The sequence below is a fragment of the Pseudomonas sp. BF-B-15 genome, assembly GCF_019946675.1.
Classification (GTDB): Bacteria; Pseudomonadota; Gammaproteobacteria; order Pseudomonadales; family Pseudomonadaceae; genus Aquipseudomonas; species Aquipseudomonas migulae.
Genome location: NZ_JAGYFZ010000007.1, coordinates 26,044 through 52,511, shown reverse-complemented (window position 1 = coordinate 52,511; position 26,468 = coordinate 26,044). Strand labels below are relative to the sequence as shown.

Here is a 26,468-nt window from a genome sequence, read left to right as displayed (position 1 = left end):
GCGCACACATGAACGCAATAGATCACCCATTCGATGTTGTCGTAGTAGGCGCAGGGCAGGCAGGACTGGCCTGTGGCTGGCATTTGAAACAGCAGGGACTCGATTTCCTGATCCTGGATGAACAGCAGCAACCAGGTGGCAACTGGCGTAATTACTACGACAGCCTCGAACTGTTCTCTCCGGCAGCCTACTCCTCTCTACCGGGACTGCCGTTTCCTGGAGAACCGGGGCGCTACCCCTCCCGCGATGAAGTAGTGCGCTACCTGGAGCAGTACGCCAGCTTCTTCCAGTTGCCGATTCTTTCGGGGATACAGGTCATAAAGGTGGATGAGGAAGCTGGGGGGTTCCAGATAGTGGCTGCCAATGGGCAGCGCTTCTTTACCAGGGCGCTGATCGTGGCATCGGGGGCATTCAGTCGTCCCTATACACCGGACATTCCTGGGCTCGAAAGCTTCCAAGGTGTTCGCCTTCACAGTGCCGAGTATCGGAATGTGGAAATGCTCCGTGGTCAACGCATTGTAGTGATTGGAGCGGCGAACTCGGCGGTGCAGATTGCTTACGAGCTAGCCAAGGTGGCCGAGGTCACGCTTGCCACGCGCGAGGCGATTCGATTCTTTCCGCAGAAGCTGCTCGGCGCAGATTTCCACGCCTGGCTGAAATGGACAGGCCTGGAAAGAACCCGCTGGCTCAATGACCAGAGCACTCCGGTACTGGATGACGGTACTTACAAAAAGGCACTGAAGTCAGGACTTTTCAACCAGCGGTCGATGTTCGGGCAAGTAACCCCAACCGGAGTTGTTTGGACGGATGGTCACCACGAAGCCGTTGATTGCCTAATCTTCGCCACTGGTTTCCGCCCAAATATTTCCTTTCTAGAAGACCTCGCGGTGACGGATGATCGAGGGCGATTAATGCAGCGCGATGGACGAGCACTGCACATCCCAGGCCTGTACTTTATGGGGTTACCAAAGCAGCGCAATTTCGCCTCAGCAACTCTCAGAGGTGTAGGGCCTGACGCTGAAGTCATCCTTCCACATTTGCTACGCCATCTGCGCATCACGGGTAAAAAAATGTTGATAGTCGCGCAGCGATGAGCAACTAAAGCAATGATGCACGCCTACCTGGTCGGCGCCACATCCTTAGCCTTATCCGCAACGGTGCAACAACTTGATTCGCAGCAACCAGGTCTTGCCGCTCGGTCGCAGCACTCAGAATCATCGAACTGCGTGCTACACACACCTGTCTCTGGCAAGACCAATTCAACTCGCTTGGCCGCATCCCAATCACCGGCCAGCGCCGCTACCACCGAACGCACCTGTTCATAGCCTGTCAGGAGGAGGAAGGTCGGGGCGCGGCCATAGCTCTTCATTCCTACGATGAAGATCCCTTCATCAGGATGAGCCAGCTCGACGGCACCATGTGGACGAACAGTGCCGCAACTATGCTCATTCGGATCAATCAGCGGAGCAAGATGAATGGGGCTTTGAGTCGCTGAATCTAGCGCCAAGCGCAGTTCGGCAAGTAGTCCCAATTCAGGTCGGAAACCCGTTGCGACCACGATTTCATCCGCAACCGGGAGAGCATGGCCGTCCGCCTCGACAACGATGCCATTGATAGATGCACTAACCTTGTCGATGGCGATGTCAGTGAACAGCTCAATGGCCCCATCGTTCAACAGTTGGCGAACCCTCTGTCCTAACTTTCCTCGTTCCTCCAGCTTGTCGTTTGCCCCACCACCCAATATGCGATCCAAAGATGCGCCACGAATCACCCAATAGATCTTCGTGCGGGGCTCCTGCTGGGCAAGCCGAGTCAAATCTTGCAAGACATTGAACGCCGAATGGCCGCTGCCAACCACCATGACTCGCCGATTTGCATAGCGTTGCCGCTCACTATGAAGCACTTCGGGAATGCCGTAAGCGATGCGATCAGCCAGGCCCTTCTCGCCCAAGGCAGGAATACCATGTGCCCCCATCCAATTTGGCGAGCGGAACGTACCGGATGCATCTATGACTGCACTGGCGAGCACATCCTTTTCGCCCTCTTGTGTCCTGACCCGTAGCAGAAATGATGCGGCTGCACGGTTCTTCGTCTTCATGACGTCCTGGCCGAACCGAGTCACCGCCAGGACTTCGGTGTTCAGGCACAGGTACCTATTCACGGATGGCAGCGCTGCAAGTGGATATACGTACTCATCCAGCAGTTCACGTCCGGTGGGATAAACGTCTTCAGCGGGCGCCACCCATCCTTGGGCCGTGAGCAGCGTGGCAGCCTGCTTGTCGACGTTGAACCCCCATGGAGAGAACATCCGCACGTGCGCCCAGTTTTCGATGCTAGCCCCTGCGCTGGGCCCCGCTTCAAAGATCAAAGGTGTCAGCCCCCTCGCGATGAGATGGCAGGCAGCAGCCAGCCCCACAGGGCCGGCACCAATGATGGCAACAGGAAGTTTACTGTCCATGACTGACTCCTCGCTTCAGTGCGGCTGATTAACAGGAATTAGGTGCTCAACGATCACACAATCAAGCCACTGACCTTCAAGGCATGCATGTTTTTCGTACACACCTACCTCCCGAAACCCACACGAACGACACAACGCCAAACTGGCCGTGTTAAAGGTGAAAATGCGTGATAGCACCTTCCAGAAACCTCGGGTTTTGGCCTCATCCAGTAGCGCTTGAAGCAAAACTTTTCCTAGTCCTTGGCCTCGAATGCTCCGATCCAGGTAGATCGAAAAATCTGCGATACCGTCGTAACAGGTACGGGAACGGTAACTACTCAAACCTGCCCAAGCGACCACCTCATCCGCATCGTTAACCATAACCAAGGTCGGATAGCGCTCCATCAAGGCAATGCGCTCAAGCATGTCATTTGGCCCGCGCAACGTGGTCTCGAATGTAGAGCTTCGCTCCGCAATACCCTGGTTGTAGATGCCAGCTATCGACGCAGCGTCCCTGACTTCGGCGAATCGAATGTGCATGCTTGAACCCATCCAGTTGGTAGTAACAACATTTCAGATAAAAAAGGGGTTTACCTTTTATTTCATTTCGGGCACCGACGGGCAGCAGCCACTGACCAGGCCACAGCGAATCTCAGTCGCCCTAGTGATCTGCTTCAGCAAGCTCAACGCGCCTTGCCGCGCTTCGGGTGACAACTGCTCGATCATTGCCCGCTCTTCAGCGATCAGGTCAGCGCGGATCTTCTGGTAAAGCTCATGACCAGATTCAGTAACCTCAACCTGCACTGCACGACGATCCTCACAGTCCTCCACCCGCGACACATAACCCTTGCGCTCAAGCGTATCGACCACCCGGCTTGCAGTGCTTTTATCCAGAAACATCTCTTCTGCCAGCGCTTGCAGGCGGAGTCGGCCCATTTTGACCAGAGTCTCGATGGCATAGCATTGCGTGACCGAAACGTCGTAGCAGCAGATGCGATCCCGGTCGCGGAACTGATACACCCGGACGAGCTGGTTCAAGGCTTCGTACAGATCTTCGGAATCCTGAGTCAGCTGGTCTTTTTTTCGCTTTGCCATGGCCATCACAAATTAGTTGTTAGGTGCAACGATAATCTTGGTTTCAGGAAACGGTCAACCACTTCTTCATTTTGGTTGACGATGCTGTACAGGCCTCGCTAATTTGTTGCATCTAACAACTAAAATAGGCTCGCACCTTGTGAGTTATCCAATCAGCAGACAGGGCACAGTCAATCGAGTTGGGCTGGTCTGGGCGATGGGCATCGCACAGATACTCGCGTGGAGTACAACGTACTACTTGCCCGCAGTCCTCGCGACGCCGATTGCACGAGAGATGGGATGGTCGATTACCAGCACCGTGGCCGGACTTTCATGGGGTTTGTTGGTTGCAGGGGCTTGTTCTCCCATGGTTGGGAGGCAGATAGATCGGCACGGTGGCCGCCCCGTCCTGGCAACCAGTTCGATATTGATGGCACTGGGGCTGCTGCTGATGGGTGTGGCTAGCAACCTGGTCATCTACTACGTGGCCTGGACATTCATTGGCGCCGCCATGGCTGCCGGCCTGTATGACGCCGCATTCTCGACTCTTGGACGTCTATTTGGGGACAGCGCGCGCACTTCGATGACCGGACTCACTCTTCTGGGTGGGTTCGCCAGCACTTTGGGCTGGCCACTGATCGCTGGCCTAGAACATCAGATTGGCTGGAGATATAGCTGCGTCACGTTAGCCGCAGCTCATCTGGTCGTAGGATTACCGATTCATCTCTTGTTGATTCCAAAGAGTGAGTGCATCCCTAGCAGGGCGGCAGTTCCTACACACGCCTCTTCCGCCGCCACCGCCCATGACACAAAATCGGGTAATCGCCTCTTTCTGCTGTTGGCAGCGCTACTGACACTCCAGTCGCTGGTGATCTCTTCAATTTCTGTCCATTTGCTTGATGTGCTGAAACTGCTCGGCATCGCTACAGCCACCGCACTGGCCATCGGCATGATGATAGGGCCATCTCAAGTCGTAGCCCGGCTTGCAGAGCTCTCCCTTGGGCGAAACTTGCATCCGACCACATCTGCCAAGGCGGCGATATTGCTAAGCGGGATAGGAATCGGGCTGCTGATACCGGCTATTCCATGGCTGGCATTCATTGCGATGGCGCTATACGGCGCTGGAAATGGGATTCTGACCATCGCCCGTGGGACATTACCACTGACTCTTTTTGGGCAAGATGGCTACGGTACTCGCATGGGCTTATTGGCCCGCCCAATGCTGGTCGCACAAGCAGTAGGCCCTGTAGCAGCGGCTGTGATTCTGGACAAACTAGGCTCAACACCTTTGCTCGTTGTGATGTGCACTCTAGCGACGGCAAGCCTTATCGCGAGCTTCGGTCTTCCTTCGAAATAGATGGTTGACTCCAGAGAAGGCCACGATCACATCGCAGTGCCCGGTATGGAAACTTCTCACAACCATCTAATTACCTGGTTAGGCGACTCGCTGAAGTACCTGGGTCGAAAAAATCTATTGGTTACCCGACCTACCCGACCTACCCGGCCACTCGGGACAGGTCGAGGCCAAGCTGAGCATGAATAGGAGTGAAATGGCCTGCTTGGGCCGGAGTACGGCATTCGATCTACATTCCCAGCTCAGCCTCAAGCCGGGCCCCCTTCAAACTGGGCGGAAGCTTTCCGACCGGCATGGCCTGCAATAACCCATGTGCAAGATGCTCGGCGTGAGCGGAATAGATCGCGATCCTGCCTGACTCAACCGGCCTGTAAGGCACTACCGCGCCGACAGCGATTTGAGCAATTCTCAGTAAATTCAGCACGTCACCACCGACGTAGTCGCTGTCCAGATACTCGACAGTAGTGCGGGCGGGTGGCCGGGTTATTGTCCATAGTTCGACCACCACTTGATGGAGATCTATGGGGCCAAGGTGTTCCAGAGCAGCCTTCCACAGCAGTCCCTCCTGTGACATTTTCAGTCGGGTGCTGGTCATTTAGAGGTCATTCGGAAATCACGGATGTTCGGGTGTGGTTGTTTTCAGATATCTGCGAACGGTAGTTTTCGACAGCCCCAATGCTTCCGAAATCTCGGCCACGGATACTCCTTCGTTGTTCAGACGATTAGCCTCTGCAGCCTTGTCCGCCGCCCCGGATCGAGGTGGTCGGCCAGGTGGTAGCTTCCCAGCACGTGACAACGACTCCATCTCAGAATCGACGCCATCTCTTTTAATCTTATTCAACTGCTTGTTTAGACGCTTCAGCCCTTCCCGGAATGGTTCATTGGACTGCAGAGAGGTCGCCATGAGGATCAACGAAGCCGCCTCTACCTCCAGTAGCGCTGCTAGCCGAATGAGGACGTCAATCGTGATATTTACTTCCCCACGCTCTATCTGGCCCCAGTAGGAACGGTCGATGCTGATCAGGTTTTCTTGAGATAGGCCTTTTCTTCTACGCACGGCGCGTACCACTACAGCTAGTGCTTCTGCCGCCTCCATGACTTTTCCTCAAGTAAATCGAGGATAAAGCCATATTGCGACGCACCATAACACGGGCTATGATCCGTATTACGGTGCGCGCCGAGGTCTAAGGTCGGCCTTCCATGATTTAGATCGTCGCAAATAGCGCAACGCAGCACGCGTGCGGGAGGCCTATCCGCACGACGGCGAACGGCAACAAACAGGATTGAATTGTCAATTTCCTGGTTATTAATCAAAGGACACCCTATGGCTAGCGTCGAAGAACCCGACTTTATGAAAGGGCCACGGACGCCTCTTGAAGGCCTGTCGAGCAGCTCAGAAGCACGAGCGCTGGTGAGCCAACGCTTCCCCGGAAAGCCGTACTGCTTGATCACGGACTGGACAATATTTCGCATCGAAGTCACTCCCGACGAACTCTCCAAGGTTCATGCAGCGGGTCAGCTCCCAATGATCGTGTTTGCTCACAATGTGGTCGAGGACAGTCAGGGACGTTTTCAGCAAGGCGACTGGGTTCGCTCAAGCATGTGCACCAATTTCAACGACGGTGTCGTGTTCGAAACCAGAAACACCATTTACGCCTTGATCGGCCCAGGTCATGAACAACCTGCGAGCCTGAAGACTATTTTTTCCTTCTTCTAATCTGCGCTCTGTAACGCGGCCTCTTGAGACCCAAGGACATACGATGTTTAGAACACACGACGACGACATGCTCGGTCTACCGGGCATGTTTGGCGAAGGTCAATGCCATTGGCAGAAGGTATCCAGAGTGCTACGAACCCATTGGTATCACGTGACCGTCCAAGCAAAGTACCAAGACAAAATCACCGAAGCGGCGCTGATGGTCGACAACGAAAATCGGCTACAGCAAATTTTGATTGCCCAAGACGCCGAGACCATCGTCACCGATGTTCAGGTAGTCACGCCGGCCCACATGAATGGCACAAAAGGTTGGCGCATGGAAACTCTGACCAAGGTGACACTTGGTGAAGACGAGAACGAGGGCGTGGTGTGTCTAGTGGAAGTAGAGACAGGCTCCACATACCACAGCTCCCACAACCCTGCTTTCCAAAGTAACTTGCTGACCAATCTCAGCCCGATTTTTCAAGCGGGCATGATCCGCGCAGCCTGAAATCCATCAGGTTTTCGGCACGGCATCAGCTTGGTTGATTCCGTGTCGAACTCCTAGTCGCGCCATACGAGCGGTCAAAGGAACGCAATTATGCCGAACACGATTGAAGTAAGTTTTCACGTAAAGCGCCATACAGATTTCGAACTTATGCGAATCATCAAAGCTCAGGGGCAAGGGTTTGACGAGCCCGTTACCGCCTACCTCTGCGGAGTCGCCATCAGGGCGCGCACTGGCATCGGTGTGGTTTTTGGCCACAAACGCGAAGACCAGTACGGTCGGTTCGGCGATGGTCATTTAATCCGAACTTCAGACGTTATTAAGGCTGAACGCGAGGGACGATTTTGGGTGCTGACAACAGTGAACTCACGGTACGTAGTTGCGACTTTTCAGCGAGGGAACGGTCGCTCAACCCTCCGTGAGTTCCTGCGTCTTTCACGGGGGCACCACCATTTGCCCCCCCACGTGCTGCAGTGATGGTCGTGTTTTTCTTCGCCATGGATGAAGCTTCCTGAGTAACTCCAAGGTGGTGTCATGATCGTCAAGGCAGGCGAAATCATCTGCATAGCCTCGGGCATTTTCGAAGGGTACGACCGCGCCGGGCCATTTGTCGCTACGCAGGACTTCGACCTCGATTCATTCGTTACAGAGGTAATGAAGCCGCTGACCGAGAGATGGGAGGTGTCGAGCTTGTTATCGGAAATACCAAGGATGCTTTTCGAATGCGGATTCATCACCAAGTTACCTTGTCGGAACATTCACCTGGGAGCGATGGGCGAAGTCGACATTCGGGAGGTGCAGGAAGACTTCTGATGACGACGCTTCAAGCATTTGACTAAAGCGTCATGATGGTAGCGATAGGGCTGAGATGGTTTGCACTACGCCAGTGATTTTGAGAACGCTGAAGAAGCAGGAGATTTCAGCGGACGCATCGGCTTCCAGGCTAAGGCGACTCAGGACTATCAGACACTGGCAGGGTTGGTTAACGTAAATTGCTAGGATAATCGGCGACTACTTGATCGGTACCCGTTAGGGTCTGACCTATGACCTGGTACGGCTGTTTGGTTTGGCCGTACTCCATTCCAGGCGAACCAGCGGGCATACCCGGCACCGCAACTCCGACGAGGTCGGGGTGGTTCTTCAGGTCGAGAATCTGCGCTACCGGTACATGGCCTTCGACAAATTTTCCGTCAATCATCGCGGTATGACAGGAGGCCAAGCGTGGAGCGACGCCGAGGCGCTGTTTGACTTCGCTCATGTTGGGCTCGACATGGTCGCGCACGCTGAAGCCATTAACTTCAAGATACTTTATCCAGTCCTTGCAGCAGCCGCAGTTAGGATCGCGGTAAACGTCGATGACTTCAGCGGCTTGTGCCGCTCCGGTCATGAGTAGTGTCGTGAACGCAGCAATTCGCAGACTGGCATTCATGGGAGTTCTCCTGTTTATAAATAATGCTTACCGACAGCAGCAACCGCCGCCGTTCCCGCCACAACCGGAGGATTTCTTACTTTCTACGCTTTCCACTGTCGCCAGCTGTGCTGGATAGCCCGCGTTCTCCAGGGCTGCAAGCAGCGCATGGCTGTCCGAATCGCCGCTGACCTTCACCTGTCCGGCTTGTAAATCCACCGCTACGTCACTCACGCCTTCAACTGGGCGCAGCGCTTCGGTGACATGTTTGACACATGAACCACAGCTCATGCCTTGGACTCGCAGTTCAACAGTTTTCATTGATGACTCCTCACAACAAAGTTGATCATGGAAAGACTGACGCATGAGGCTTTTCTGCGGCGTTGGCTTATCGTCAACCTTGCCGCCATGGCAAGGTCAAGCGGTCGTTTTCACTCAATCAAAGGACGCCTGGCGCAGACGCAAGGCGTTGAATACCACCGACGCCGAGCTCACGCTCATGGCCAGTGCGGCAATGAGCGGTGACAGAAGGTGACCGGTAAGTGGATAGAACAAGCCGGCAGCCAGTGGGATGCCCATAGCGTTGTAAAGGAAGGCGAAGGTCAGGTTCTGGTGCATATTTCTCACCGTTGCTACTGACAGGCTGCGAGCACGCAGGATACCGAGCAGATCGCCCTTGACCAGGGTGACCTGAGCGCTGTTCATCGCCACATCAGTGCCAGTGCCCATGGCGATACCTACATCAGCGCGAGCCAGTGCGGGGGCATCATTAATGCCGTCGCCGGCCATCGCCACGCGGTGTCCGGCTTGTTGCAGAGATGCCACCAGACGTTCTTTATCTTGCGGTTTGACCTCGCCGTGCACCTCCTCGATGCCCAACTGGCGAGCTACCGAGCGAGCAGTCGTAAGGCCGTCGCCAGTGGCCATGATGACCTTGACGCCATCCGCCTGCAGACGCTCGACGGCCAGCTTCGTGGTGGGTTTGATGGGGTCGGCAACAGCCAGCAAACCCGCAAGGGCGCCATTGACTGCCAGGTACATGATGCTCGTACCGTCACCGCGTAGCTTCTCGGCATGTGCTTGCAAGCTCTCTGTGGAAACGCCGGCCTCCTGCATCAACGCGGTATTGCCTAGCATCAGGCGGCGACCCTCGACCTGACCGCTTACACCAATACCTGAGGCTGACTCGAAGGTTTCAGGTGTCACCAGTTTTAGCCCTGCGGCACGAGCCTGCTCGACGATGGCGTGGGCCAATGGATGCTCACTGCCCTGATCGAGACTTGCGGCCAAGCGCAACACTTCATTCTGAGTAAATCCGTGTACGGCCTCGACGCTATGGAACGCTGGTCGACCTTCAGTGAGGGTGCCAGTTTTGTCGACTATCAAGATGTCTATCTTGCGCAGGTTTTCGATGGCGGCGGCATCGCGAAACAATACGCCGCTGCCAGCAGCCTTGCCGGTGGCAACCATGACTGACATCGGTGTCGCTAGGCCAAGGGCACAGGGACAGGCGATGATCATGACCGCGACAGCGTTGATTAGTCCGAACACCCAACTTGGCTCGGGCCCCCAAAGCCCCCAGCCGAGTAGAGTCAGCGCGGCGATAGCAATCACTACTATCACAAAGTAACTGGCAATCACGTCTGCCAGCCGTTGCATCGGCGCTTTTGAACGTTGTGCCTGCACAACCATCTGCACAATCTGTGCGAGCAGGGTCGCTGATCCTATCTTCTGCGCCTGCATCACCAGACTGCCGTGGATGTTGAGGGTGGCTCCGATCAGCGCGTCGCCGGCCCTCTTCATGATCGGTATTGGTTCGCCGGTGAGCATCGACTCATCTACAGCGCTTTCGCCTTGCAACACCTGACCGTCGACAGGCACTTTTTCGCCCGGTCGCACACGTAACGTGTCGCCGCTGTGTACGTGTGTCAGCGGGATGTCTTCTTCCGTGCCATCAGCATTGATCCGTCGGGCAGTTTTGGGTGCCAGTCCAAGCAACGACTTGATGGCAGCTGAGGTTTGCGAGCGAGCCTTGAGCTCAAGCATCTGGCCGAGAAGGGTCAGTGAAATGATCACAGCCGCCGCTTCGAAGTACACACCGATGCGGCCCTCCATCATGAAGTTGCTGGGGAATACATCGGGGGTCAGGGTGGCCACGACGCTGTAAAGGAAGGCCGCCGCCGTGCCGAGGCCGATTAGCGTCCACATGTTCGGACTTCGCTGAATCACCGAACGCACACCACGCACATAAAACGGCCAGCCAGCCCACAGCACGACGGGTGTAGCCAATCCCAGCTCGACCCAATTTTGCGTGGTGCCATGGAACAGCTCCAGAGCATGGCCACCCATAGCCAGCACGGTTACGATCACTGTCAGTGGCAATGTCCACCAGAAGCGCCGGGTGAAGTCCTTGAGTTCTAAGTTCTCTTCTTCCTCCAATTCGGGAATCACCGGCTCTAAGGTCATGCCGCACTTAGGGCAGACGCCGGGGCCGATCTGGCGAATTTCCGGATGCATGGGACATGTGTATTCAGCGGCGCCCGTTACCGGTTCTACTGTTCTCTGATGGACTGGTTCGATTTTCAGTTGAGATATTCGATAACGCTCGGGCTCGGCCCTGAAGGTCGTTTGGCATTTCTGGCTGCAGAACCGGTAGTTTTGCCCCTCATACTCCGTGCTGAACTGGCTGTCGTTACTGACGGTCATGCCACATACCGGATCATGGGTGCCGGTGGGTTGAGGTTCAGACTTCTGTATTAAGTCGTGCTCTTGACGAAGCTCAGGGGTGTGCATGAGCTAACTCCTGTTCGCATCCTTGGTTGAGGCTGAGGTGTCGTCGTGATGGCTGTGACCACCGTGGTGGTGCCCGAAAAAATGCATCAGCGGGCACAACAGCAAAATCATGTAAGGCAGTAAGCCCAGCATATGGCCGTAGTGTTCTCTTGCCAGATAGAACAGCACGATCACCAGCAGCATGCCCAGCGCTATGCCGGGTTTGCTCCTCCAAAATGTTGGAGAGGTGTTAGCGGAATGTGGTGAATTCATCATGGTTCTGTACTCCTGAGGGAGTGCTGTTTAGTGATACGTCGTAAAGGTGCAACGGGCGGCAGTTTTACCCTTGGCATATTGGCTAAAGTAAAACCGTCGCTGCATTGCCTACAGACTTGTGCGCGTCACTTGCTCATCGGCATGTTCATCATGCTCGATTGCTGATCCATCATTTTCATCATCATGTTCATCATTCCCATCTCCATGCCGTCTTTGTTGCCGTCCATGCCCATGCCCTTGCCATGACAGTTCTTATGCATCATGGCCATGCTGTCCTTCATCGTCTTCATGCTCTCCTGCATGGCGGCGTGTCGCTCGGCAGGGGTCTTGGCGGCGGCTGCCTTGTCGTGTGCAGCCTGCATTTTTTGCATTTGCTCGGTCATGACATTGTTTTGCATCGGCGTAGCTGCTTCGCTTGTCTTGGCGGGCGCGGTCTGCCCCTCCGGATGATGCTCATCGACTGCCGAGGCGATAAGTGGGCTGCTCACGAGCAGGGTGGCGAGGATAAATTTCAATGTGGCATGCATGGCAATCTCCAAAGGGTCAGGACAACTCAGGTAATACCGAGCCGCGCCAGGTTGGCGCAGTCAGACAGTGCGCCGAAGATCGGCGCGCAGAAGGTCGGTTTAATCGTTGAAACGGACGAAAATCAGGCGGGCAGGAGGTCTGGCCGGTACAGGGCGCAGTAATGCAAGAAAGGCAAAAGCGGAGGGATTGGCGGGATACAAAATTAGCAACGCTGGGATAAGGAGCAGAAACGTCCAACTGAACAGGTCAAATATTTGAAGATGGAGCGAAGGACTTACAGCTATTGCCGCATCGGCGCAGTGCTGAAGGCAACCGATGGCATGGGCGTCGTGGCTATCGTGATCTTGCGCGGTGATCAGCGAGACATGAGTTGTAGCCGGATTGTGGCTGGGCTGTGCCAGACATCCCTGGGTCGCTGCCAGACCAAACGCTAACACCCACAGCACGATGGCGAGGCGTATGAACGTTGGTTGACGATGGCGAAACCAGAACATGGAGAATCTCCGGTACTGATTAGCGGATTTTATTTTTTCAACATACGCCACATTGAAATGCCACGGTTGATCTACATCAATTTATGCAGCCGGCTGTCGGTTCTGTGGTGCGGTCAAATTTTATGACGCCCGTCGATCTTTCAGATGTTGAGTTTCTCCGTGTGCTGTCAAAAGTGTAATCACCGGCTAAGCGTGCTGACAGGTGCGTCCCCTCATCATCCTCATCGAGCTGACGCTCAAACTCTCTGGTTTCATCGAGAGTCAATTCCTTGAAGGAGATGCACTATGAAAGCAACCAACGTTGTGATTCTTACACTCAGTTTGGCTATATCGTCCCTGGCCTTTGCCGAAGGTGGCGGCGACCGTGCGGTTGAGCGCATGGAACGAGCTCGCGAGACGGCAATGACCACCACAAAACCCGTCCCACAATCGCAAGTGCAAGAGGATATTGCACAGGAAAAGCCCACGGCTGAAGAGCAGAAGCATCAATGCTGAGTCGCCCAGCTTACGGAAATGTAATCACCCCGTTTGCTGGCTTATGGCATCTTCCAATGTATCAAGCGCACTAGCTATCCAAAGCGTGAACCCTCGGGAACACGCTAACGTGCGTGCACCTGACATCCGACTGACGGGACATGAATCGGTATGCATTCCAAAACTTCTCGGCGCACCTTTGTGAAAGGTCTCACCGCAGGCGGGATTCTCGGTGGCTTAGGCCTCTGGCATACACCTATATGGGCGGCCCGTAGCTTGGGCGAGACTAATGTCCTGTCAGGTACAGAGTTCGACCTCTTTATCGGAGAAACACCGGTAAATATCACTGGGAATGCCCGGACTGCCATGACAATCAATGGCGGGATTCCGGGGCCTCAGCTGCGCTGGCGTGAGGGCGATACCGTGACCTTGCGGGTCAAGAACCGCCTTAAGGATATGACATCAATCCACTGGCACGGGATTATCCTCCCCGCGAATATGGACGGTGTGCCGGGCCTTAGCTTCCATGGGATCGAGCCTAACGGCACGTACGTCTATCAATTCAAGGTTAAGCAGAATGGAACGTATTGGTATCACAGTCACTCCGGCTTCCAAGAACAGGTAGGTGTATACGGCCCATTGGTAATCGACGCGAAAGAGCCCGAGCCATTTGAGTATGACCGTGACTACGTGGTGATGCTTACTGACTGGACGGATGAAGATCCTGCTTCGTTGATGAAAACATTGAAGAAGCAGTCTGACTACTACAACACCCACAAACGTACAGTCAGTGATTTCATACATGACGTAGCTGACAAAGGTTGGTCAGCTACCGTCGCTGACCGCAAGATGTGGGCAGAAATGAAGATGAATCCCACTGACATTGCAGACGTCAGTGGCGCGACATACACCTACTTGATGAACGGCCACGCGCCGAACTCCAACTGGACGGGCACCTTCAAACCTGGCGAAAAGCTTAGGTTGAGGTTCATCAATGGTTCGGCCATGAGCTACTTTGATGTCCGTATTCCGGGTTTGAAGATGACTGTCGTGGCTGCCGATGGCCAGTATGTTAAGCCCGTAAGCGTGGACGAGTTCAGGATCGCCACAGCTGAGACCTTCGATGTGATCGTCGAACCAACTCAGGACGCCTACACACTGTTTGCGCAGTCGATGGATCGGTCGGGGTACGCAAGAGGCACCTTGGCCGTCCGGTCTGGCTTGGCCGCTCCAGTACCTGAGCTAGACCCACGTCCTCTCGTCACCATGGCCGACATGGGTATGGCCGGTATGGATCATGGCGCGATGGCTGGTATGGGCGATATGGCTGGAATGGATCACAGCAAGATGGCCGGCATGGGGGACAGCTCAATGGAGGGCATGTCAGGCATGGACGGCGGTGCCATGAAAGGCATGAACCATGGCGCTACGCAAGACATGTCCGGCATGGACAGCATGGCTGGGATGGATCACAGCAAAATGTCCATGGGCGGCATGAGTGGTATGGGAGAAATGCAGTCGCACCCAGCCACAGAATCCAACAATCCTCTCGTCGACATGCAGGCAATGTCGACGTCGCCAAAGCTTGATGATCCTGGCATGGGCCTTCGCGAGAATGGTCGAAAGGTGCTGACGTATTCCGACCTAAAGAGCACGTTTGAGGATCCAGATGGCCGTGAGCCAAGTCGAACTATCGAACTGCACTTGACCGGGCATATGGAGAAATTTTCCTGGTCTTTCAATGGGGTGAAGTTTTCGGACGCCGAGCCTTTAAAACTGAAATACGGCGAGCGAGTCCGGATCGTTCTCGTCAACGACACCATGATGACTCATCCCATCCACTTGCATGGCATGTGGAGCGACCTTGAAGATGAAAACGGGCAATTCCTTGTCCGCAAACACACCATTGATATGCCGCCTGGATCAAAGCGCAGTTACCGAGTGACAGCCGATGCACTGGGACGCTGGGCCTATCACTGCCATCTCCTGTACCACATGGAAATGGGGATGTTCCGCGAAGTGCGTGTAGAGGAATAAGGAGTCGACTATGAGCAATTTTCTTTGCGGGACTCGCATGCACTCAGCTGTGTTTACGGTCGCTCTGACCGCTGGTTTTGTCTTCCCCGCAGCCGCTGAAACAAGCCAGGGTACCGAAGACGGGCAGATGCAGACTATGGATCACGGCCAGATGCAGGGTATGGATCACAGCCAGATGCAGGGTATGGATCACAGCAAAATGGAGGGTATGCAGCCCGCCAAGCAACAACCGCAGACCCAAAGCCGGACGCCGATACCGCAATTGACTGATGCCGACAGAGCCGCTGTCTATAAGTCCCCTGGTGGTCACGCGGTTCATGACACAGCCCTCAACTCATTTTTTATATTTGAGAAGTTGGAATGGCAGGATGCTGACGATGGAAGCGCACTGAATTGGGAAGCCCAAGGTTGGATAGGGGGAGATGTTGATCGTCTATGGTTGCGCTCCGAAGGCGAGCGTACCAATGGGAAGACTGAAGAAGCTGAGGTTCAAGCTTTATGGGGACACGCCATCAGCCCTTGGTGGGATCTAGTCGGCGGCGTTCGTCAAGACTTCAAACCAGGCGACCCTCAAACGTGGGCGGCTTTCGGTATCCAGGGCTTGGCGCTCTACAATTTCGAGGCCCAGGCTACTGCTTATTTGGGTGAAGGCGGCCAGACCGCAGCGCGGCTGGAAGGTGACTACGACATTCTCCTAACCAATAAGCTGATTTTGCAACCGACGGCAGAATTCAATTTCTATGGCAAAAACGATCCCAAACGTGGAGTTGGTTCAGGGCTGTCTGAGAGTGAAGTCGGTTTGCGGCTCCGATACGAAATCCGTCCAGAGTTCGCACCTTATGTAGGCGTGACTTGGAATCGGGCTTATGGAAAGACCGCTGACTATGCCAGCGAGGAAGGCGACGACAGTAACGAAGCACGCCTGGTGCTCGGCGTACGGGTGTGGTTCTAAACCACAGTTAGCGGCACCAAATAATTATATAACCTCATTACAACAGCTACGCGCTGTGAGGAGCCTTGCATGTCTGTATTTAAATCCTGTGTTGTGGCCGTCGCTCTTTCATCCAGCCTTCTGCTCAGTGCAGTTACCCAGGCTCACCCGAAACTGGTGTCTTCGACTCCGGCTGAAGGCGAGAGCGGCCCAGCTCCAGCAAAGATTGAGCTGCACTTTTCTGAAAACTTGGTTACCCAGTTTTCAGGAGCCAAGTTGATCATGACCGACATGCCTGGCATGTCACACTCGCCTATGGGTGTGAAAGCCAGCGTGGCCGGCAGTAACGATCCTAAAACCATGGTCTTGACCCCGGCCTCTCCTCTCACAGCTGGCACCTACAAAGTGGAATGGCGAGCGGTTTCCTCCGATACCCATCCGATTACCGGCAGCGTTACTTTCAAAGTGAAATAAGCATGAGCGACCCTTTGAATGTGGTACTGCGCCTCGCGCTTTACCTGGATCTTATGCTCCTGTTCGGTCTTGCCGTCTTTGGGCTATACAGCTTTCGGGGAAAAGAGCGTGTATCGGGGACGCTGTTGCATTTTGGGTCGCTACTACCTGGCACCGCTGTTATAGGTATGCTTTTGTCCATAGCAGCTTTTGTAGTTATGACAAAAAATATGAGCGGCGCATCCGACTGGGCGGAGCTGCGACCTCACATGGAAATGATGCTGTACGAGACTGAGGTCGGCTACAGCTGGGTGACACGCATGATCTCGCTAGCAGTGGTGATTTTTGCTGGAAGCCAGAACAGGCGATGGCCGACGGGCAGTCTCTGGGTCGCTACCATTGCGGGCAGCATTGCCTTAGCGACAATCCCATGGACAGGTCACGGGGCGATGGATGAAGGCGCCCTGCGATTCTGGCACTTTGCCGCTGATATTCTGCACCTACTTGCCGCTGGCGGATGGATCGGAGCTCTCGCGGCGTTTGGTCTGATGTTGAGTATTAGGGGGGCTAATTCGGAGCAATTGGTAAGAGTGCTATCGCGAGCGCTCAGGGGATTCGAAACAGCGGGCGCATTCATTGTTGGTACGATCATAGTTACTGGCGTCGCTAATTATCTCTTCATCGTCGGGCCGACAGTAATCGAAGTCGTAACCAGCACCTATGGCGCTCTCCTACTCGTGAAGATCCTACTTTTCGTGGGCATGATCGGGCTGGCTACCCTCAATCGTTTCTACCTGAGCCCTTCACTAGAGCGGTCTGTGGTGGCCGGTGATTTTTCTCTAGCAGCAACTGCTTTGAGAAAAAGTGTGGTGATCGAATCGACCTGTGCTGTCGTCATCGTTTGCTTGGTGGCTTGGCTAGGAACATTGAGCCCCTCAATCGAGATGGCTCAAGGGTGATCCAGGAGCTAGATCCGAGCGGCCCCAAGGGCGCTCAGATCTGAGCAACGACTATCGGCTGATGGGGTAGTCAGCGACCACTTCTTGCGCACCTGCCTTGGTGAGCCCCAGGACTTGGTAAGGTTGATGATTCTGGCCGTAGTCCATACCAGGAGAACCTGCGGGCATGCCTGGCACTGCAATTCCTGCGAGGTCTGAACGACCATTCAGCTTCTTGATTTCATCGGCTGGGACATGACCCTCTACGAATTTGCCGTCAATCACAGCCGTATGGCATGAAGCGAGTCCCTGTGGCACGCCCAGGTTCTGCTTGATAGCGCTCATGTTGGTTTCCACGTGGTCGACCACCTTGAATCCATTCGATTCGAGGTGCTTGACCCATTCCTTGCAGCACCCGCAGTTCGCGTCCCGATGTACATCGATTGTGAGTGGCTCAGCTGCCTGCACAACCCCACAAATCATCAATCCCATAGCAAGCGATAGCTTTCGTTTGAACATTCGATGCACCTCGTCACGTTTTAGTGTGTGGTTGCGCTCTATGCACTGGCCGTAGGCCAGGAGTCGTGCTTCCGCACTGGATGGAAGGCAGGTTAAGCGCAAAAAGCTCAGATTGCCGATTACGTTTTTGTAAGCTGCCGACTAGGAGCTATCCGTTTGCTGTTGGGGCAATTACATTTGCGTAAGCTTCCGCACAGTCGTCAGATTGGTAGCACACTAGAACACCGCAAAACCGGAGCCCCTGCATGAAAATCTTGGTTGCAGAAGACGAACCCAAAATTGGAATGTACCTACAGCAAGGCCTCTTGGAGGCCGGCTTCAGTGTCGACCGGGTTGTGACGGGAACAGAGGCGTTACACCAGGCGCTAAATGAGGCCTACGATCTTCTAATCCTGGACGTAATGATGCCGGGCCTGGATGGCTGGGAGATCATTCGATCTGTCCGCACAGCCGGGAACTCGGTTCCTGTGCTGTTTCTGACTGCCAGGGACGGAGTTGATGACCGAGTCAAAGGCTTGGAGTTAGGTGCGGACGATTATCTAGTCAAACCCTTCGCATTTTCTGAATTGCTTGCCCGCGTCAGAAGCTTGCTTCGCCGTGGCGCCGCCGTACCCAACCAGACATCTATTAAGATCGGGGATCTGGAGGTCGATCTTCTAAAGCGACGGGCCTCGCGCTCAGGTCGACGCATTGACCTTACCGCCAAGGAATTTTCGCTGCTAGAGCTGCTGATGCGCCGTCGGGGAGAAGTCTTGCCGAAATCACTGATCGCATCGCAGGTTTGGGACATGAACTTCGACAGTGACACTAACGTGATCGAAGTCGCGATTCGTCGGCTCCGGGCCAAAATCGATGACGATTTCGACACCAAGATGATTCAGACCGCGAGGGGAATGGGGTACATGCTAGATGCTCCGGATACTGAATGAAGCGCGCATCTCTTACCCTCCGTTTAAGCATGATGTTTGTCTGTGCCGTGGTCGCCGTGCTGGTAGTTGCAGGCTTTACTTTTGACGGATTCAGCCAACATCACTTCAAGGCCCTCGACCGTCAATCGATGACGGAAAAGCTCGAATCCATTCGGCAAATAATGGATGGCGAAGCTGGCTCTGCAGAACCTTCAGAAGTTGTGTTGCAACTGCAAGCTCTCCTAGGTGCTCACCAGGAACTCTCAGCCTCAATTATCGCGAAGGGAGGGAAGACGTTCTTCGCAACTTCAAATGCAGTTGGACATCCTCCTTCCTCCTCTGGTGATCCAAGGGAAGATATGTGGGAGTGGACAGCTGGAAGCCATATGTACAGAGGCATGAAAGCCCAAGTTCATTTGGCGAATGAAGCTGAGCCACTGACCGCGTGGTTGAGTCTAGACGTCACAAGCCATATGCATTTCGTTGAAACTCTGCGCTGGTGGTTGGTGATCGGGCTGGCAATTAGCGCCTTGGTCAGCGCAGGTTTAGGGTGGCTGGTGGCGCGGAGCGGGCTGAAGCCAGTTGCCCAAGTGACGCAAGTCGCGGCCTCGATGTCAGCCGGATCGCTGAAAGAGCGGATTCCCATGGACTCCGTGCCTCGCGAGCTAGAGCTCCTCGTCACTTCGTTCAACGCTATGCTTGCTCGCCTGGAAGAATCATTTGCTCGGTTGTCTAACTTTTCAGCCGATATCGCGCACGAGCTACGTACTCCTATCAGCAATCTGCGCACACACACCGAAGTCATCCTCACAAAGAAACGTGCACCAGAGGATTATGAAGAGAATCTTTATTCCAACCTGGAAGATCTGAACCGACTCTCCAGCATTATTGACGGCATGCTTTTCTTAGCAAAGTCGGACAACGGTCTGGTTCTACCTGCCAAAGAGAAAGTCGAGTTGCGTTCGGTCGTCGAAAAATTGTTCGAGTATTACCAGCTTCTGGCAGACGACACAGGGGTAAAGCTGCAGGTAGTCGGGCACGGCGCGGTGAATGGTGACAGGACGATGCTGGATCGGACGATCTCAAATTTGCTGTCCAATGCGCTCAGGTATACCCCACCTGACTGTACGATCTCCGTGAAAATCGAGCCCCTTGGCGACATGATCAGCTTTTCAGTGAAAAACCCCGGCGAGGAGATAGCGGTAGAGCATCTGCCCCGGCTGTTTGACCGTTTTTACCGAGTCGATCCCGCACGGAGAGAGAGCGCTACGAACCATGCGGGGTTAGGGCTGGCAATCGTCAAATCACTGGTTGACGCCCATGACGGCACCGTTGGATGTGACTCCAGAGAAGGTTATACGACCTTTATGATCAGCCTACCCGCGTGGCCTGCTGACCACGAGTGAAAGCAAAGAGATCGCCCGGCCCTGTCCACAAACATGGCAAGAACAAACGTGAGTACCACCGTCATTGTGAGTGTTCTGCTGAACATGGCGTTCGGGCTTCAACTCGTCTTATCGGGTTTTGATACGTTTGACCTATCCCCCCGGGGGGGATAGGATGCCGGCGTAATTCATTGAGGCCCGAGGCTCAAGCCATGAGTGAGCAAGAACACCAACATAGCCATCCGCACACCCACCAAAGTCACGAGGCGATCATCAAGCGCCTCAAGCGGGCTGATGGCCATTTACGCGGCATCATCACCATGATCGAAGAGGGTCGTGAATGCGTGGACATTGCTCAGCAGTTGCACGCTGTCGAAAAAGCGGTCTGCCAGGCGAAGCGCACGCTCATCCAGGATCACATCGATCACTGCCTTGAGGACACCGTTTCGGCGTTAGGTAATGGCGAGCGCGCACCGCTGGAAGCCTTCAAGCAAATCACCAAGTACCTCTAGGTCTGACATGCCCAACTTCGCTGAACTGCTGCAACAAGGCGGGGCTCACGCCTGGCTGTATTTCCCGAGCGCTATTTTGCTCGGTGCCTTGCATGGCCTAGAACCGGGCCATTCAAAAACCATGATGGCGGCCTTTATCGTGGCCATCCGTGGCTCGGTAAAACAGGCTGTTTTGTTGGGTTTGGCCGCGACGCTGTCGCACACCGCTGTGGTGTGGTTGGTCGCCATCGGTGGTATGTACCTGGGCAAAGGTCTGGACGCTCAAACCACTGAGCCGTACTTCCAGCTCGCGTCTTCTGCACTGATTATCGTAATTGCCCTGTGGATGCTGTGGCGTACCTGGCGCGGTGAGCAGATGTTCAAGTTCGAGCAAGTTGATCATCACCACCACGGCGAGCATGAGCATGGTCATCATGATGAGACCCATCGAATCGATACCGGCCACGGGCGCATCGAACTGTCTGTCTTTGAAGAGGGTATGCCACCGCACTGGCGCTTGAAGGCGTTGACCGGGCATATCTGGCCTGCTTCAGACGTTCGTCTCACTACTACCCGTCCAGACGGCAGCACTCAAACGTTTTCATTCGTCGAGCGCGAAGGCTTCCTGGAATCGAAGGTCAATATTCCAGAGCCTCATGAATTCAGTGCTCGCTTGAGTCTCGGGCATGCGGGTCACTCCCATGATTACGACTTGGAGTACCAGGAGCATGACCATGGGCACGCACATTCCGAACTGGAAGGCCTGGAGTTGTCGATTGATGGCTACCAGGATGCGCATGAACGTGCGCATGCCAACGATATCCGTAAGCGCTTCACCAACCGAGAGGTCACCACGGGCCAGATCGTCATGTTCGGTCTGACTGGCGGTCTGATTCCTTGTCCTGCCGCCATTACCGTCCTGTTGCTGTGTCTTCAGGTTAAAGAGGTCGCGCTGGGAGGCATGCTCGTCCTGTGCTTCAGCATTGGCTTGGCGATCACGTTGGTGACTGTGGGTGCTGCTGCGGCCATTGGTGCTAAACAGGCTTCAAACCGCTGGCCATGGCTGGGCACCGTTGCTCGTCGCGCACCTTACCTTTCCAGCGTGTTAATCATCAGTGTTGGCCTCTATGTAGGGTTCCATGGCTGGATGGGACTGACCGCCTAACGAGGCACTGAGTGCTAGATAGAGGTTGCCATCGCGACCCCACAAGTGACGACTACCGCTGTCACTAATGCAAAAAGCCCAGCCAAGTCCTGGACTGGGCTTAAGTTCAAGCAGCCTCTTCACATTTGTGGAGGCCAGTTAGCGCAACCCACTGGCTCTTCTCTCCACAACCCTGAAACTTAGGTGCACGGACGTTCCCTGGTCTTCGTGGTGGGTCAGGCTGGCTTCTCCTCCAAAACTTTCCATGATCTGCTTCACCATGATCAACCCTATACCCAGCTTACCTTGCTTGGTGGTGTAGAAGGTCTTGAAAGCCATCATTTCCTGTTGCCGTGATATTCCATCCCCGGTGTCAGCGATGATGAGATGCAACCATTGATGGGTGTCATCCACACCCGCCTGGATGGTTAGCTTTCCGCCGCCCGGCATTGCCTCGACGGCATTGGCAATGACGCTATTCAGAATTTGGGAAAGTAAAAGCGGATTACTAATGATCCGTGGGGTGGGCTCATTGTTGAACTCGACCTGGATTCTTGATTGAGCTAGTTGTGCGCTGTAGCTGGCCAGTGTCGCCTGTACCACAATCATCGGCTCTACCAGTTCTGCCTCTCCACGGATCGGTCGTAAGCACATCAGCAATTCGTGTACCCACTGCGCCATTCGATCCACTTGGCTAACAATATCTTCGATGTTCTTCGTCGCGGGTTGGCCGTCCATTTCGCTTGCCAATTCTGCGCTGGAGCGGATGCAGGCCAGCGGGTTACGCAAACTATGAGCGACCGCCGTGGACATCTCGACCAAGCCCACATAGGTCTTGTTGGCGACGAGCTGGGCTTCCTGTGACGCTAATTGAATCGATGCCCGTCGAACAAGCCAATACAGCCCGAAATAAAGCAGCAGGCCGCCCACGGCGGTAGACAGCCAAATTATCCAGTGGCCACGATTGAGCCGTTCGCTTAGATCGGCCGGTTCCTTGTAAATCTCCACCACCGCCAGCGTATTGCCCAGATCATCTACCAAGGGGATGTAGCTCTCTATAAAGAACATTTTGGGAGCGAGCAAGAACTGCTGTTCGGGCCGGCGTTCATCCGCATTGCTGTATTTGGTGGAAACTCGGTCTTTCGAGCTGAATGCCGCTTCAAGTGCCTTATCGTTTAGAAAACGTTGTCCGATCAGTTGCGGATTGGTCGACCACATCACCGTCCGAAGCGGCGAGTAGATGCTGATTAGGAGTGAGTCCGGGAGGTGCGAAAGGTGGTCGAGGAACTCAGAGCGGGCCCGGTGCCTGTTCAGCGCCATTTCTTCTGAGAGCATCCCATATTGGGTGGCGGCCAAAACGTCACCCATCCGCATCCCGTCCAACCCGTGGTGACGTAATTCACCTTTGGCAATGGTTTGGATAAATTGCGCTGACAACAGCGCGTCGCGCTCCAGGCTTTCGATGACCAGAAAGCGCGTCGACACAAAACCCAGCCCAATGGCTATGGCGCTGATCAGGATGAAGCTGATGATCGAAAACCAACGCAAGAGGTTGGGCGGTTTGGTCGGCGCAATTGAGTCGGCTGCTTCCCAAGGCTGACGTCTGAAAAAAACCGATAATGGCTGCATGGGAGTGTCCTGTTCGCACTGCTTAGCCAGTTGTATCCGCTTGAATCACTCAACGAATCGTAGAGGAAGACCTAGCATTCTCTATGCCAGCAACTCAGGGCTTAGCCAGGTTAGCAATCCAACCGATGTTCGACTGTTTCAATGCTTGAAACGGGGCAAATTGAATGTCTTGGCAATAACGTCAGCACGAAAGGTAAATGCGGGAAGTGGGGAAATACAGCCAATGTTGGGGCCATCACCCCCTACGAAAGGATATGTGAATAGTGAGTGACTATTTTGGATTGAGCGCTGCGTTGGGCAGTACCCACATGTGACTATGCGGCCGATCACGACATGCTATTGATGACCCAATCGATTCATCACCCAAGACGCTACGCTCGCAGACACGCTCCTTCAGGTAACGGCAATTACGACATGAAACGCATACTGGATCGTCTACGTTGCTGGGCTAGAACGCTAAAGCGGCAAACCATGGTGCTTTGGTTTTGTTATCAACATCCACAAACACCCTGGTTACCCAAATGGATTTCGGTTTTTGTTGTGGCGTATGCGTTGAGTCCTATCGACCTCATTCCCGATTTCATTCCTGTGTTGGGGTATTTGGACGACGTGATCATTCTGCCGCTTGGCATACTTCTCGCTATCCGGCTGATGCCTGCGCAGGTGCTAAAGGAGTGTCTGGTCAAAACGATCAAGTGGGAGGAAAGCCGTGAGAAGCGGCCAGTGAGCAGATTTGCTGCGGTGGTCATTGTATTAGTCTGGCTTATTGCTGCTGTGGGTGTTTGGTGGGCTTACGTTCTCTGAATTAAACCGTTTTTTTACTGGGTGGTTGAATCCACAACCGTCAATTGTCGGTGGTGAAGGTAGGCAATCGGCTCCGTGAACGCATTAAATTTTTACGCATTCTTTACGGTTGCTGCTTTCGTTCGCAACGATACTGGCCGCGATTTTATATCGACCATGTGCCCGAGCCTCCAACGGCTCTGGCAAAACGTATTGCCCAAGGATGGCATGCAGTTCCTTCCCGCCGTTTGAGAGAAACGCCCCTTGAGTAAAACAGTGACCAGTGCGAATGACGGCTCCGAAACCAAAACGTCAGGAGTGGCCTTGCTTGTTGCCGCTGTCGGAGTGGTTTATGGGGACATTGGCACCAGCCCCCTCTATACGCTCAAAGAAGTGTTTTCCGGTCACTACGGCGTTCAGTTAAATCACGACGGCGTACTGGGCATTCTGTCGTTGATCTTCTGGTCACTGATCTGGGTTGTCTCCATCAAGTACGTGCTGTTCATCCTGCGCGCCAACAATCAGGGTGAAGGCGGCATTATGGCGTTGACGGCTTTGGCCCGCCGCGCGGCGGCACCTTACCCCTACATGAGCAAAGTCCTGGTTCTGCTGGGACTGTTCGGTGCTGCATTGTTTTACGGGGACAGCATGATCACCCCAGCCATTTCGGTGCTGTCAGCGGTTGAAGGGCTTGAGTTGGCGTTTGACGGCATAGAGCACTGGGTTGTGCCACTGTCAGTGGTGGTGTTGGTAGCGTTGTTCCTGATCCAGAAACACGGCACAGCCCGGATCGGCATCCTGTTTGGCCCGGTCATGGTGTTGTGGTTTGTGGTGCTGGGGGCTCTAGGGATCTACGGTATTTTGCAGCAGCCCGAAGTGTTGCAAGCGCTCAATCCCGTTTGGGCGGTGCGTTTCTTCGTTGTTCATCCGGGCATTGGTGTGGCGATTCTGGGCGCTGTCGTCCTGTCACTGACCGGTGCTGAAGCCTTGTATGCCGACATGGGCCACTTTGGTCGCAAACCGATTTCACGTGCCTGGTTTATTCTCGTTTTGCCCGGTCTGGCACTCAATTATTTTGGCCAGGGCGCATTGATCCTGGGAAACCCGGAAGCGGTGCGCAATCCGTTCTATTTACTGGCACCTGACTGGGCGCTGTTGCCGATGGTGGCTCTGTCTACGCTGGCGACGATCATCGCGTCTCAAGCCGTAATCTCCGGCGCGTTCTCGCTGACTCGCCAGGCCATTCAGCTGGGTTACGTACCTCGCATGTTTATCCAGCACACCTCCAGCCAGGAGCAGGGGCAGATATACATTGGCACCGTCAACTGGGCGTTGATGGTGGGTGTTGTGCTGCTGGTGATCGGTTTCGAGTCATCTAGCGCCTTGGCTGCGGCTTATGGGGTTGCGGTGACGGGAACCATGCTGATCACCACCATTTTGTCCTCGGCGGTCGTCCTGCTCCTGTGGAAAACGCCGCGCTGGTTGGCCATCCCGATGTTGCTTGGCTTTCTGCTGGTGGACAGTCTGTATTTCGCAGCCAATGCGCCGAAGATTTTTCAGGGCGGTGCGTTCCCGGTGATTGCCGGTATCGGCCTGTTCATCTTGATGACAACCTGGAAGCGGGGACGCAAGATCATCGTCGAGCGGCTGGATGAAACCTCACTTCCTTTACCGATATTCATCAGCAGTCTTCGTACGCAACCACCCCATCGTGTGCAAGGTACGGCAGTGTTCCTGACAGCCAGGGCCGATGCTGTTCCCCATGCGCTGCTGCACAACCTGCTGCATAACCAGGTCTTGCATGAGCAGGTGGTGTTGTTGACTGTGGTCTCCGAAGACAGCCCGCGAGTGCCTGTCGACCGTCGATTCGAAGTTGAATCCTTTGGCGAAGGTTTCTTTCGGGTCAGTCTGCACTTTGGTTTTACCGAAGAGCCCGATGTCCCCCAAGCGTTGCGTGCCTGCCATTTGCCCGAACTTGATTTCAGTCCTATGCGCACGACCTATTTCCTGAGCCGTGAGACGGTTATCCCGACCAAGCGCATTGGTATGGCAAAGTGGCGCGAGTATTTGTTTGCGTTTTTGCTCAAGAACGCCAACAGCAACCTGAAGTACTTCAAGTTGCCATTGAACAGGGTCATCGAGTTGGGCACACAGGTCGAAATGTAGTGATGGATCAGCGGAGATCGCGTTAAGCGTTATGGGTATACGACACTCAGGTGATGACGCGCG

30 protein-coding genes are annotated in these 26,468 nt (G+C 54.5%); 17 read left to right on the top strand and 13 right to left on the bottom strand.

The window, feature by feature from the left end; translation table 11 throughout:
- Positions 1-8: 8 nt before the first annotated feature.
- Positions 9-1,094, top strand: coding sequence for a flavin-containing monooxygenase (locus KGA97_RS04025; protein ID WP_223450166.1), 1,086 nt, complete (start codon positions 9-11; stop codon positions 1,092-1,094).
- Between the two features lie 23 nt (positions 1,095-1,117).
- Here the strand turns inward: KGA97_RS04025 and KGA97_RS04020 are convergent, their stop codons facing one another.
- The 3 genes from KGA97_RS04020 to KGA97_RS04010 are packed head-to-tail and all read right to left on the bottom strand — an operon-like array spanning position 1,118 to position 3,532.
- Positions 1,118-2,458, bottom strand: a complete 1,341-nt coding sequence (locus tag KGA97_RS04020) for an FAD-dependent oxidoreductase (RefSeq protein WP_223450167.1) — start codon at positions 2,456-2,458, stop codon at positions 1,118-1,120.
- A gap of 15 nt (positions 2,459-2,473) precedes the next feature.
- Positions 2,474-2,977: an arsinothricin resistance N-acetyltransferase ArsN1 family A gene (locus KGA97_RS04015; protein WP_223450168.1), complete on the bottom strand. Its 504-nt coding sequence runs from the start codon at positions 2,975-2,977 to the stop codon at positions 2,474-2,476.
- A gap of 57 nt (positions 2,978-3,034) precedes the next feature.
- Positions 3,035-3,532, bottom strand: a complete 498-nt coding sequence (locus KGA97_RS04010; protein ID WP_223450169.1) for a MarR family winged helix-turn-helix transcriptional regulator — start codon at positions 3,530-3,532, stop codon at positions 3,035-3,037.
- 196 nt (positions 3,533-3,728) lie between these two features.
- On the opposite strand from KGA97_RS04010, the gene KGA97_RS04005 reads away from it, so the two are divergent.
- Positions 3,729-4,868 carry an MFS transporter gene (locus KGA97_RS04005; protein ID WP_223450170.1) on the top strand — a complete coding sequence of 380 codons (1,140 nt, stop codon included), beginning with the start codon at positions 3,729-3,731 and terminating at the stop codon, positions 4,866-4,868.
- Between the two features lie 226 nt (positions 4,869-5,094).
- On the opposite strand, the gene KGA97_RS04000 is transcribed toward KGA97_RS04005, so the two are convergent.
- Together KGA97_RS04000 and KGA97_RS03995 are read right to left on the bottom strand one after the other, a co-directional pair.
- Positions 5,095-5,460, bottom strand: coding sequence for a hypothetical protein (locus tag KGA97_RS04000; RefSeq protein WP_200667642.1), 366 nt, complete (start codon positions 5,458-5,460; stop codon positions 5,095-5,097).
- An 18-nt stretch (positions 5,461-5,478) separates the two neighbouring features.
- A complete protein-coding gene (locus tag KGA97_RS03995) occupies positions 5,479-5,961 on the bottom strand; it encodes a helix-turn-helix domain-containing protein (RefSeq protein ID WP_200667644.1) in 483 nt (160 codons plus the stop codon).
- 228 nt (positions 5,962-6,189) lie between these two features.
- Between KGA97_RS03995 and KGA97_RS03990 the strand changes: the two genes are divergently transcribed.
- The 4 genes from KGA97_RS03990 to KGA97_RS03975 all read left to right on the top strand — a co-directional run bounded on the left by KGA97_RS03990 (position 6,190) and on the right by KGA97_RS03975 (position 7,882).
- The gene (locus KGA97_RS03990) at positions 6,190-6,582 is read left to right on the top strand and encodes a DUF6957 family protein (RefSeq protein WP_223450171.1); all 393 of its coding nucleotides are present in this window, start codon (positions 6,190-6,192) and stop codon (positions 6,580-6,582) included.
- A 43-nt stretch (positions 6,583-6,625) separates the two neighbouring features.
- Positions 6,626-7,072: a hypothetical protein gene (locus tag KGA97_RS03985; RefSeq protein WP_223450172.1), complete on the top strand. Its 447-nt coding sequence runs from the start codon at positions 6,626-6,628 to the stop codon at positions 7,070-7,072.
- A gap of 90 nt (positions 7,073-7,162) precedes the next feature.
- Entirely contained in the window at positions 7,163-7,546 is a 384-nt protein-coding gene (locus KGA97_RS03980; protein WP_223450173.1) for a hypothetical protein, read from the top strand.
- Positions 7,547-7,603: 57 nt separating this feature from the next.
- Positions 7,604-7,882 (top strand): hypothetical protein, encoded by a 279-nt coding sequence (locus KGA97_RS03975; RefSeq protein WP_223450174.1) that lies wholly within the window; start codon positions 7,604-7,606, stop codon positions 7,880-7,882.
- A gap of 169 nt (positions 7,883-8,051) precedes the next feature.
- Here the strand turns inward: KGA97_RS03975 and KGA97_RS03970 are convergent, their stop codons facing one another.
- The 6 genes from KGA97_RS03970 to KGA97_RS03945 all read right to left on the bottom strand — a co-directional run bounded on the left by KGA97_RS03970 (position 8,052) and on the right by KGA97_RS03945 (position 12,547).
- The gene (locus KGA97_RS03970) at positions 8,052-8,498 is read right to left on the bottom strand and encodes a DUF411 domain-containing protein (RefSeq protein WP_223450175.1); all 447 of its coding nucleotides are present in this window, start codon (positions 8,496-8,498) and stop codon (positions 8,052-8,054) included.
- A gap of 27 nt (positions 8,499-8,525) precedes the next feature.
- Entirely contained in the window at positions 8,526-8,798 is a 273-nt protein-coding gene (locus KGA97_RS03965; RefSeq protein ID WP_223414717.1) for a heavy-metal-associated domain-containing protein, read from the bottom strand.
- A 114-nt stretch (positions 8,799-8,912) separates the two neighbouring features.
- The gene (locus tag KGA97_RS03960) at positions 8,913-11,183 is read right to left on the bottom strand and encodes a heavy metal translocating P-type ATPase (protein WP_223450204.1); all 2,271 of its coding nucleotides are present in this window, start codon (positions 11,181-11,183) and stop codon (positions 8,913-8,915) included.
- 90 nt (positions 11,184-11,273) lie between these two features.
- Entirely contained in the window at positions 11,274-11,525 is a 252-nt protein-coding gene (locus tag KGA97_RS03955; protein WP_223414714.1) for a DUF2933 domain-containing protein, read from the bottom strand.
- A 125-nt stretch (positions 11,526-11,650) separates the two neighbouring features.
- On the bottom strand, positions 11,651-12,052 hold the full coding sequence (locus tag KGA97_RS03950) for a hypothetical protein (RefSeq protein ID WP_150747173.1): 402 nt from the start codon (positions 12,050-12,052) through the stop codon (positions 11,651-11,653).
- A gap of 99 nt (positions 12,053-12,151) precedes the next feature.
- Positions 12,152-12,547 carry a hypothetical protein gene (locus KGA97_RS03945; protein WP_223450176.1) on the bottom strand — a complete coding sequence of 132 codons (396 nt, stop codon included), beginning with the start codon at positions 12,545-12,547 and terminating at the stop codon, positions 12,152-12,154.
- A gap of 285 nt (positions 12,548-12,832) precedes the next feature.
- Between KGA97_RS03945 and KGA97_RS03940 the strand changes: the two genes are divergently transcribed.
- The 5 genes from KGA97_RS03940 to copD all read left to right on the top strand — a co-directional run bounded on the left by KGA97_RS03940 (position 12,833) and on the right by copD (position 17,401).
- Complete coding sequence (locus tag KGA97_RS03940) at positions 12,833-13,042, top strand: co-regulatory protein PtrA N-terminal domain-containing protein (RefSeq protein WP_223450177.1); 210 nt, start codon at positions 12,833-12,835, stop codon at positions 13,040-13,042.
- Positions 13,043-13,192: 150 nt separating this feature from the next.
- Positions 13,193-15,058, top strand: coding sequence for a copper resistance system multicopper oxidase (locus KGA97_RS03935; protein WP_223414708.1), 1,866 nt, complete (start codon positions 13,193-13,195; stop codon positions 15,056-15,058).
- Positions 15,059-15,068: 10 nt separating this feature from the next.
- Complete coding sequence (locus tag KGA97_RS03930) at positions 15,069-16,010, top strand: copper resistance protein B (RefSeq protein WP_223450178.1); 942 nt, start codon at positions 15,069-15,071, stop codon at positions 16,008-16,010.
- A gap of 69 nt (positions 16,011-16,079) precedes the next feature.
- Complete coding sequence (gene copC / locus KGA97_RS03925) at positions 16,080-16,463, top strand: copper homeostasis periplasmic binding protein CopC (protein ID WP_223450179.1); 384 nt, start codon at positions 16,080-16,082, stop codon at positions 16,461-16,463.
- A 2-nt stretch (positions 16,464-16,465) separates the two neighbouring features.
- Entirely contained in the window at positions 16,466-17,401 is a 936-nt protein-coding gene (copD, locus tag KGA97_RS03920; RefSeq protein WP_223450180.1) for a copper homeostasis membrane protein CopD, read from the top strand.
- Positions 17,402-17,452: 51 nt separating this feature from the next.
- Here copD and KGA97_RS03915 read toward each other — a convergent pair whose 3' ends face one another.
- A complete protein-coding gene (locus KGA97_RS03915; RefSeq protein WP_223450181.1) occupies positions 17,453-17,899 on the bottom strand; it encodes a DUF411 domain-containing protein in 447 nt (148 codons plus the stop codon).
- 245 nt (positions 17,900-18,144) lie between these two features.
- On the opposite strand from KGA97_RS03915, the gene KGA97_RS03910 reads away from it, so the two are divergent.
- The 4 genes from KGA97_RS03910 to KGA97_RS03895 all read left to right on the top strand — a co-directional run bounded on the left by KGA97_RS03910 (position 18,145) and on the right by KGA97_RS03895 (position 21,848).
- Entirely contained in the window at positions 18,145-18,828 is a 684-nt protein-coding gene (locus tag KGA97_RS03910; RefSeq protein ID WP_223450182.1) for a heavy metal response regulator transcription factor, read from the top strand.
- A complete protein-coding gene (locus KGA97_RS03905) occupies positions 18,825-20,213 on the top strand; it encodes a heavy metal sensor histidine kinase (protein WP_223450183.1) in 1,389 nt (462 codons plus the stop codon). Before KGA97_RS03910 ends, KGA97_RS03905 begins: the two co-directional genes overlap by 4 nt.
- 191 nt (positions 20,214-20,404) lie before the next feature.
- Positions 20,405-20,704: a metal-sensing transcriptional repressor gene (locus KGA97_RS03900; protein WP_101209371.1), complete on the top strand. Its 300-nt coding sequence runs from the start codon at positions 20,405-20,407 to the stop codon at positions 20,702-20,704.
- A gap of 7 nt (positions 20,705-20,711) precedes the next feature.
- Positions 20,712-21,848, top strand: coding sequence for a nickel/cobalt efflux protein RcnA (locus tag KGA97_RS03895; RefSeq protein ID WP_223450184.1), 1,137 nt, complete (start codon positions 20,712-20,714; stop codon positions 21,846-21,848).
- Between the two features lie 138 nt (positions 21,849-21,986).
- Here KGA97_RS03895 and KGA97_RS03890 read toward each other — a convergent pair whose 3' ends face one another.
- Positions 21,987-23,456, bottom strand: coding sequence for a sensor histidine kinase (locus tag KGA97_RS03890; protein WP_223450185.1), 1,470 nt, complete (start codon positions 23,454-23,456; stop codon positions 21,987-21,989).
- Positions 23,457-23,870: 414 nt separating this feature from the next.
- Between KGA97_RS03890 and KGA97_RS03885 the strand changes: the two genes are divergently transcribed.
- Complete coding sequence (locus tag KGA97_RS03885; RefSeq protein ID WP_223450186.1) at positions 23,871-24,260, top strand: YkvA family protein; 390 nt, start codon at positions 23,871-23,873, stop codon at positions 24,258-24,260.
- Positions 24,261-24,503: 243 nt separating this feature from the next.
- The gene (locus KGA97_RS03880) at positions 24,504-26,405 is read left to right on the top strand and encodes a potassium transporter Kup (RefSeq protein WP_223450187.1); all 1,902 of its coding nucleotides are present in this window, start codon (positions 24,504-24,506) and stop codon (positions 26,403-26,405) included.
- Positions 26,406-26,468: the final 63 nt, after the last annotated feature.

Coding starts and splice junctions, on each gene's coding strand:
- KGA97_RS04025 (WP_223450166.1), top strand. CDS start 9: ATGAACGCAATAGATCACCCATTCGATGTTGTCGTAGTAGGCGCAGGG.
- KGA97_RS04020 (WP_223450167.1), bottom strand. CDS start 2,458: ATGGACAGTAAACTTCCTGTTGCCATCATTGGTGCCGGCCCTGTGGGG.
- KGA97_RS04015 (WP_223450168.1), bottom strand. CDS start 2,977: ATGCACATTCGATTCGCCGAAGTCAGGGACGCTGCGTCGATAGCTGGC.
- KGA97_RS04010 (WP_223450169.1), bottom strand. CDS start 3,532: ATGGCAAAGCGAAAAAAAGACCAGCTGACTCAGGATTCCGAAGATCTG.
- KGA97_RS04005 (WP_223450170.1), top strand. CDS start 3,729: ATGGGCATCGCACAGATACTCGCGTGGAGTACAACGTACTACTTGCCC.
- KGA97_RS04000 (WP_200667642.1), bottom strand. CDS start 5,460: ATGACCAGCACCCGACTGAAAATGTCACAGGAGGGACTGCTGTGGAAG.
- KGA97_RS03995 (WP_200667644.1), bottom strand. CDS start 5,961: ATGGAGGCGGCAGAAGCACTAGCTGTAGTGGTACGCGCCGTGCGTAGA.
- KGA97_RS03990 (WP_223450171.1), top strand. CDS start 6,190: ATGGCTAGCGTCGAAGAACCCGACTTTATGAAAGGGCCACGGACGCCT.
- KGA97_RS03985 (WP_223450172.1), top strand. CDS start 6,626: ATGTTTAGAACACACGACGACGACATGCTCGGTCTACCGGGCATGTTT.
- KGA97_RS03980 (WP_223450173.1), top strand. CDS start 7,163: ATGCCGAACACGATTGAAGTAAGTTTTCACGTAAAGCGCCATACAGAT.
- KGA97_RS03975 (WP_223450174.1), top strand. CDS start 7,604: ATGATCGTCAAGGCAGGCGAAATCATCTGCATAGCCTCGGGCATTTTC.
- KGA97_RS03970 (WP_223450175.1), bottom strand. CDS start 8,498: ATGAATGCCAGTCTGCGAATTGCTGCGTTCACGACACTACTCATGACC.
- KGA97_RS03965 (WP_223414717.1), bottom strand. CDS start 8,798: ATGAAAACTGTTGAACTGCGAGTCCAAGGCATGAGCTGTGGTTCATGT.
- KGA97_RS03960 (WP_223450204.1), bottom strand. CDS start 11,183: ATGACCGTCAGTAACGACAGCCAGTTCAGCACGGAGTATGAGGGGCAA.
- KGA97_RS03955 (WP_223414714.1), bottom strand. CDS start 11,525: ATGATGAATTCACCACATTCCGCTAACACCTCTCCAACATTTTGGAGG.
- KGA97_RS03950 (WP_150747173.1), bottom strand. CDS start 12,052: ATGCATGCCACATTGAAATTTATCCTCGCCACCCTGCTCGTGAGCAGC.
- KGA97_RS03945 (WP_223450176.1), bottom strand. CDS start 12,547: ATGTTCTGGTTTCGCCATCGTCAACCAACGTTCATACGCCTCGCCATC.
- KGA97_RS03940 (WP_223450177.1), top strand. CDS start 12,833: ATGAAAGCAACCAACGTTGTGATTCTTACACTCAGTTTGGCTATATCG.
- KGA97_RS03935 (WP_223414708.1), top strand. CDS start 13,193: ATGCATTCCAAAACTTCTCGGCGCACCTTTGTGAAAGGTCTCACCGCA.
- KGA97_RS03930 (WP_223450178.1), top strand. CDS start 15,069: ATGAGCAATTTTCTTTGCGGGACTCGCATGCACTCAGCTGTGTTTACG.
- copC (WP_223450179.1), top strand. CDS start 16,080: ATGTCTGTATTTAAATCCTGTGTTGTGGCCGTCGCTCTTTCATCCAGC.
- copD (WP_223450180.1), top strand. CDS start 16,466: ATGAGCGACCCTTTGAATGTGGTACTGCGCCTCGCGCTTTACCTGGAT.
- KGA97_RS03915 (WP_223450181.1), bottom strand. CDS start 17,899: ATGTTCAAACGAAAGCTATCGCTTGCTATGGGATTGATGATTTGTGGG.
- KGA97_RS03910 (WP_223450182.1), top strand. CDS start 18,145: ATGAAAATCTTGGTTGCAGAAGACGAACCCAAAATTGGAATGTACCTA.
- KGA97_RS03905 (WP_223450183.1), top strand. CDS start 18,825: ATGAAGCGCGCATCTCTTACCCTCCGTTTAAGCATGATGTTTGTCTGT.
- KGA97_RS03900 (WP_101209371.1), top strand. CDS start 20,405: ATGAGTGAGCAAGAACACCAACATAGCCATCCGCACACCCACCAAAGT.
- KGA97_RS03895 (WP_223450184.1), top strand. CDS start 20,712: ATGCCCAACTTCGCTGAACTGCTGCAACAAGGCGGGGCTCACGCCTGG.
- KGA97_RS03890 (WP_223450185.1), bottom strand. CDS start 23,456: ATGCAGCCATTATCGGTTTTTTTCAGACGTCAGCCTTGGGAAGCAGCC.
- KGA97_RS03885 (WP_223450186.1), top strand. CDS start 23,871: ATGAAACGCATACTGGATCGTCTACGTTGCTGGGCTAGAACGCTAAAG.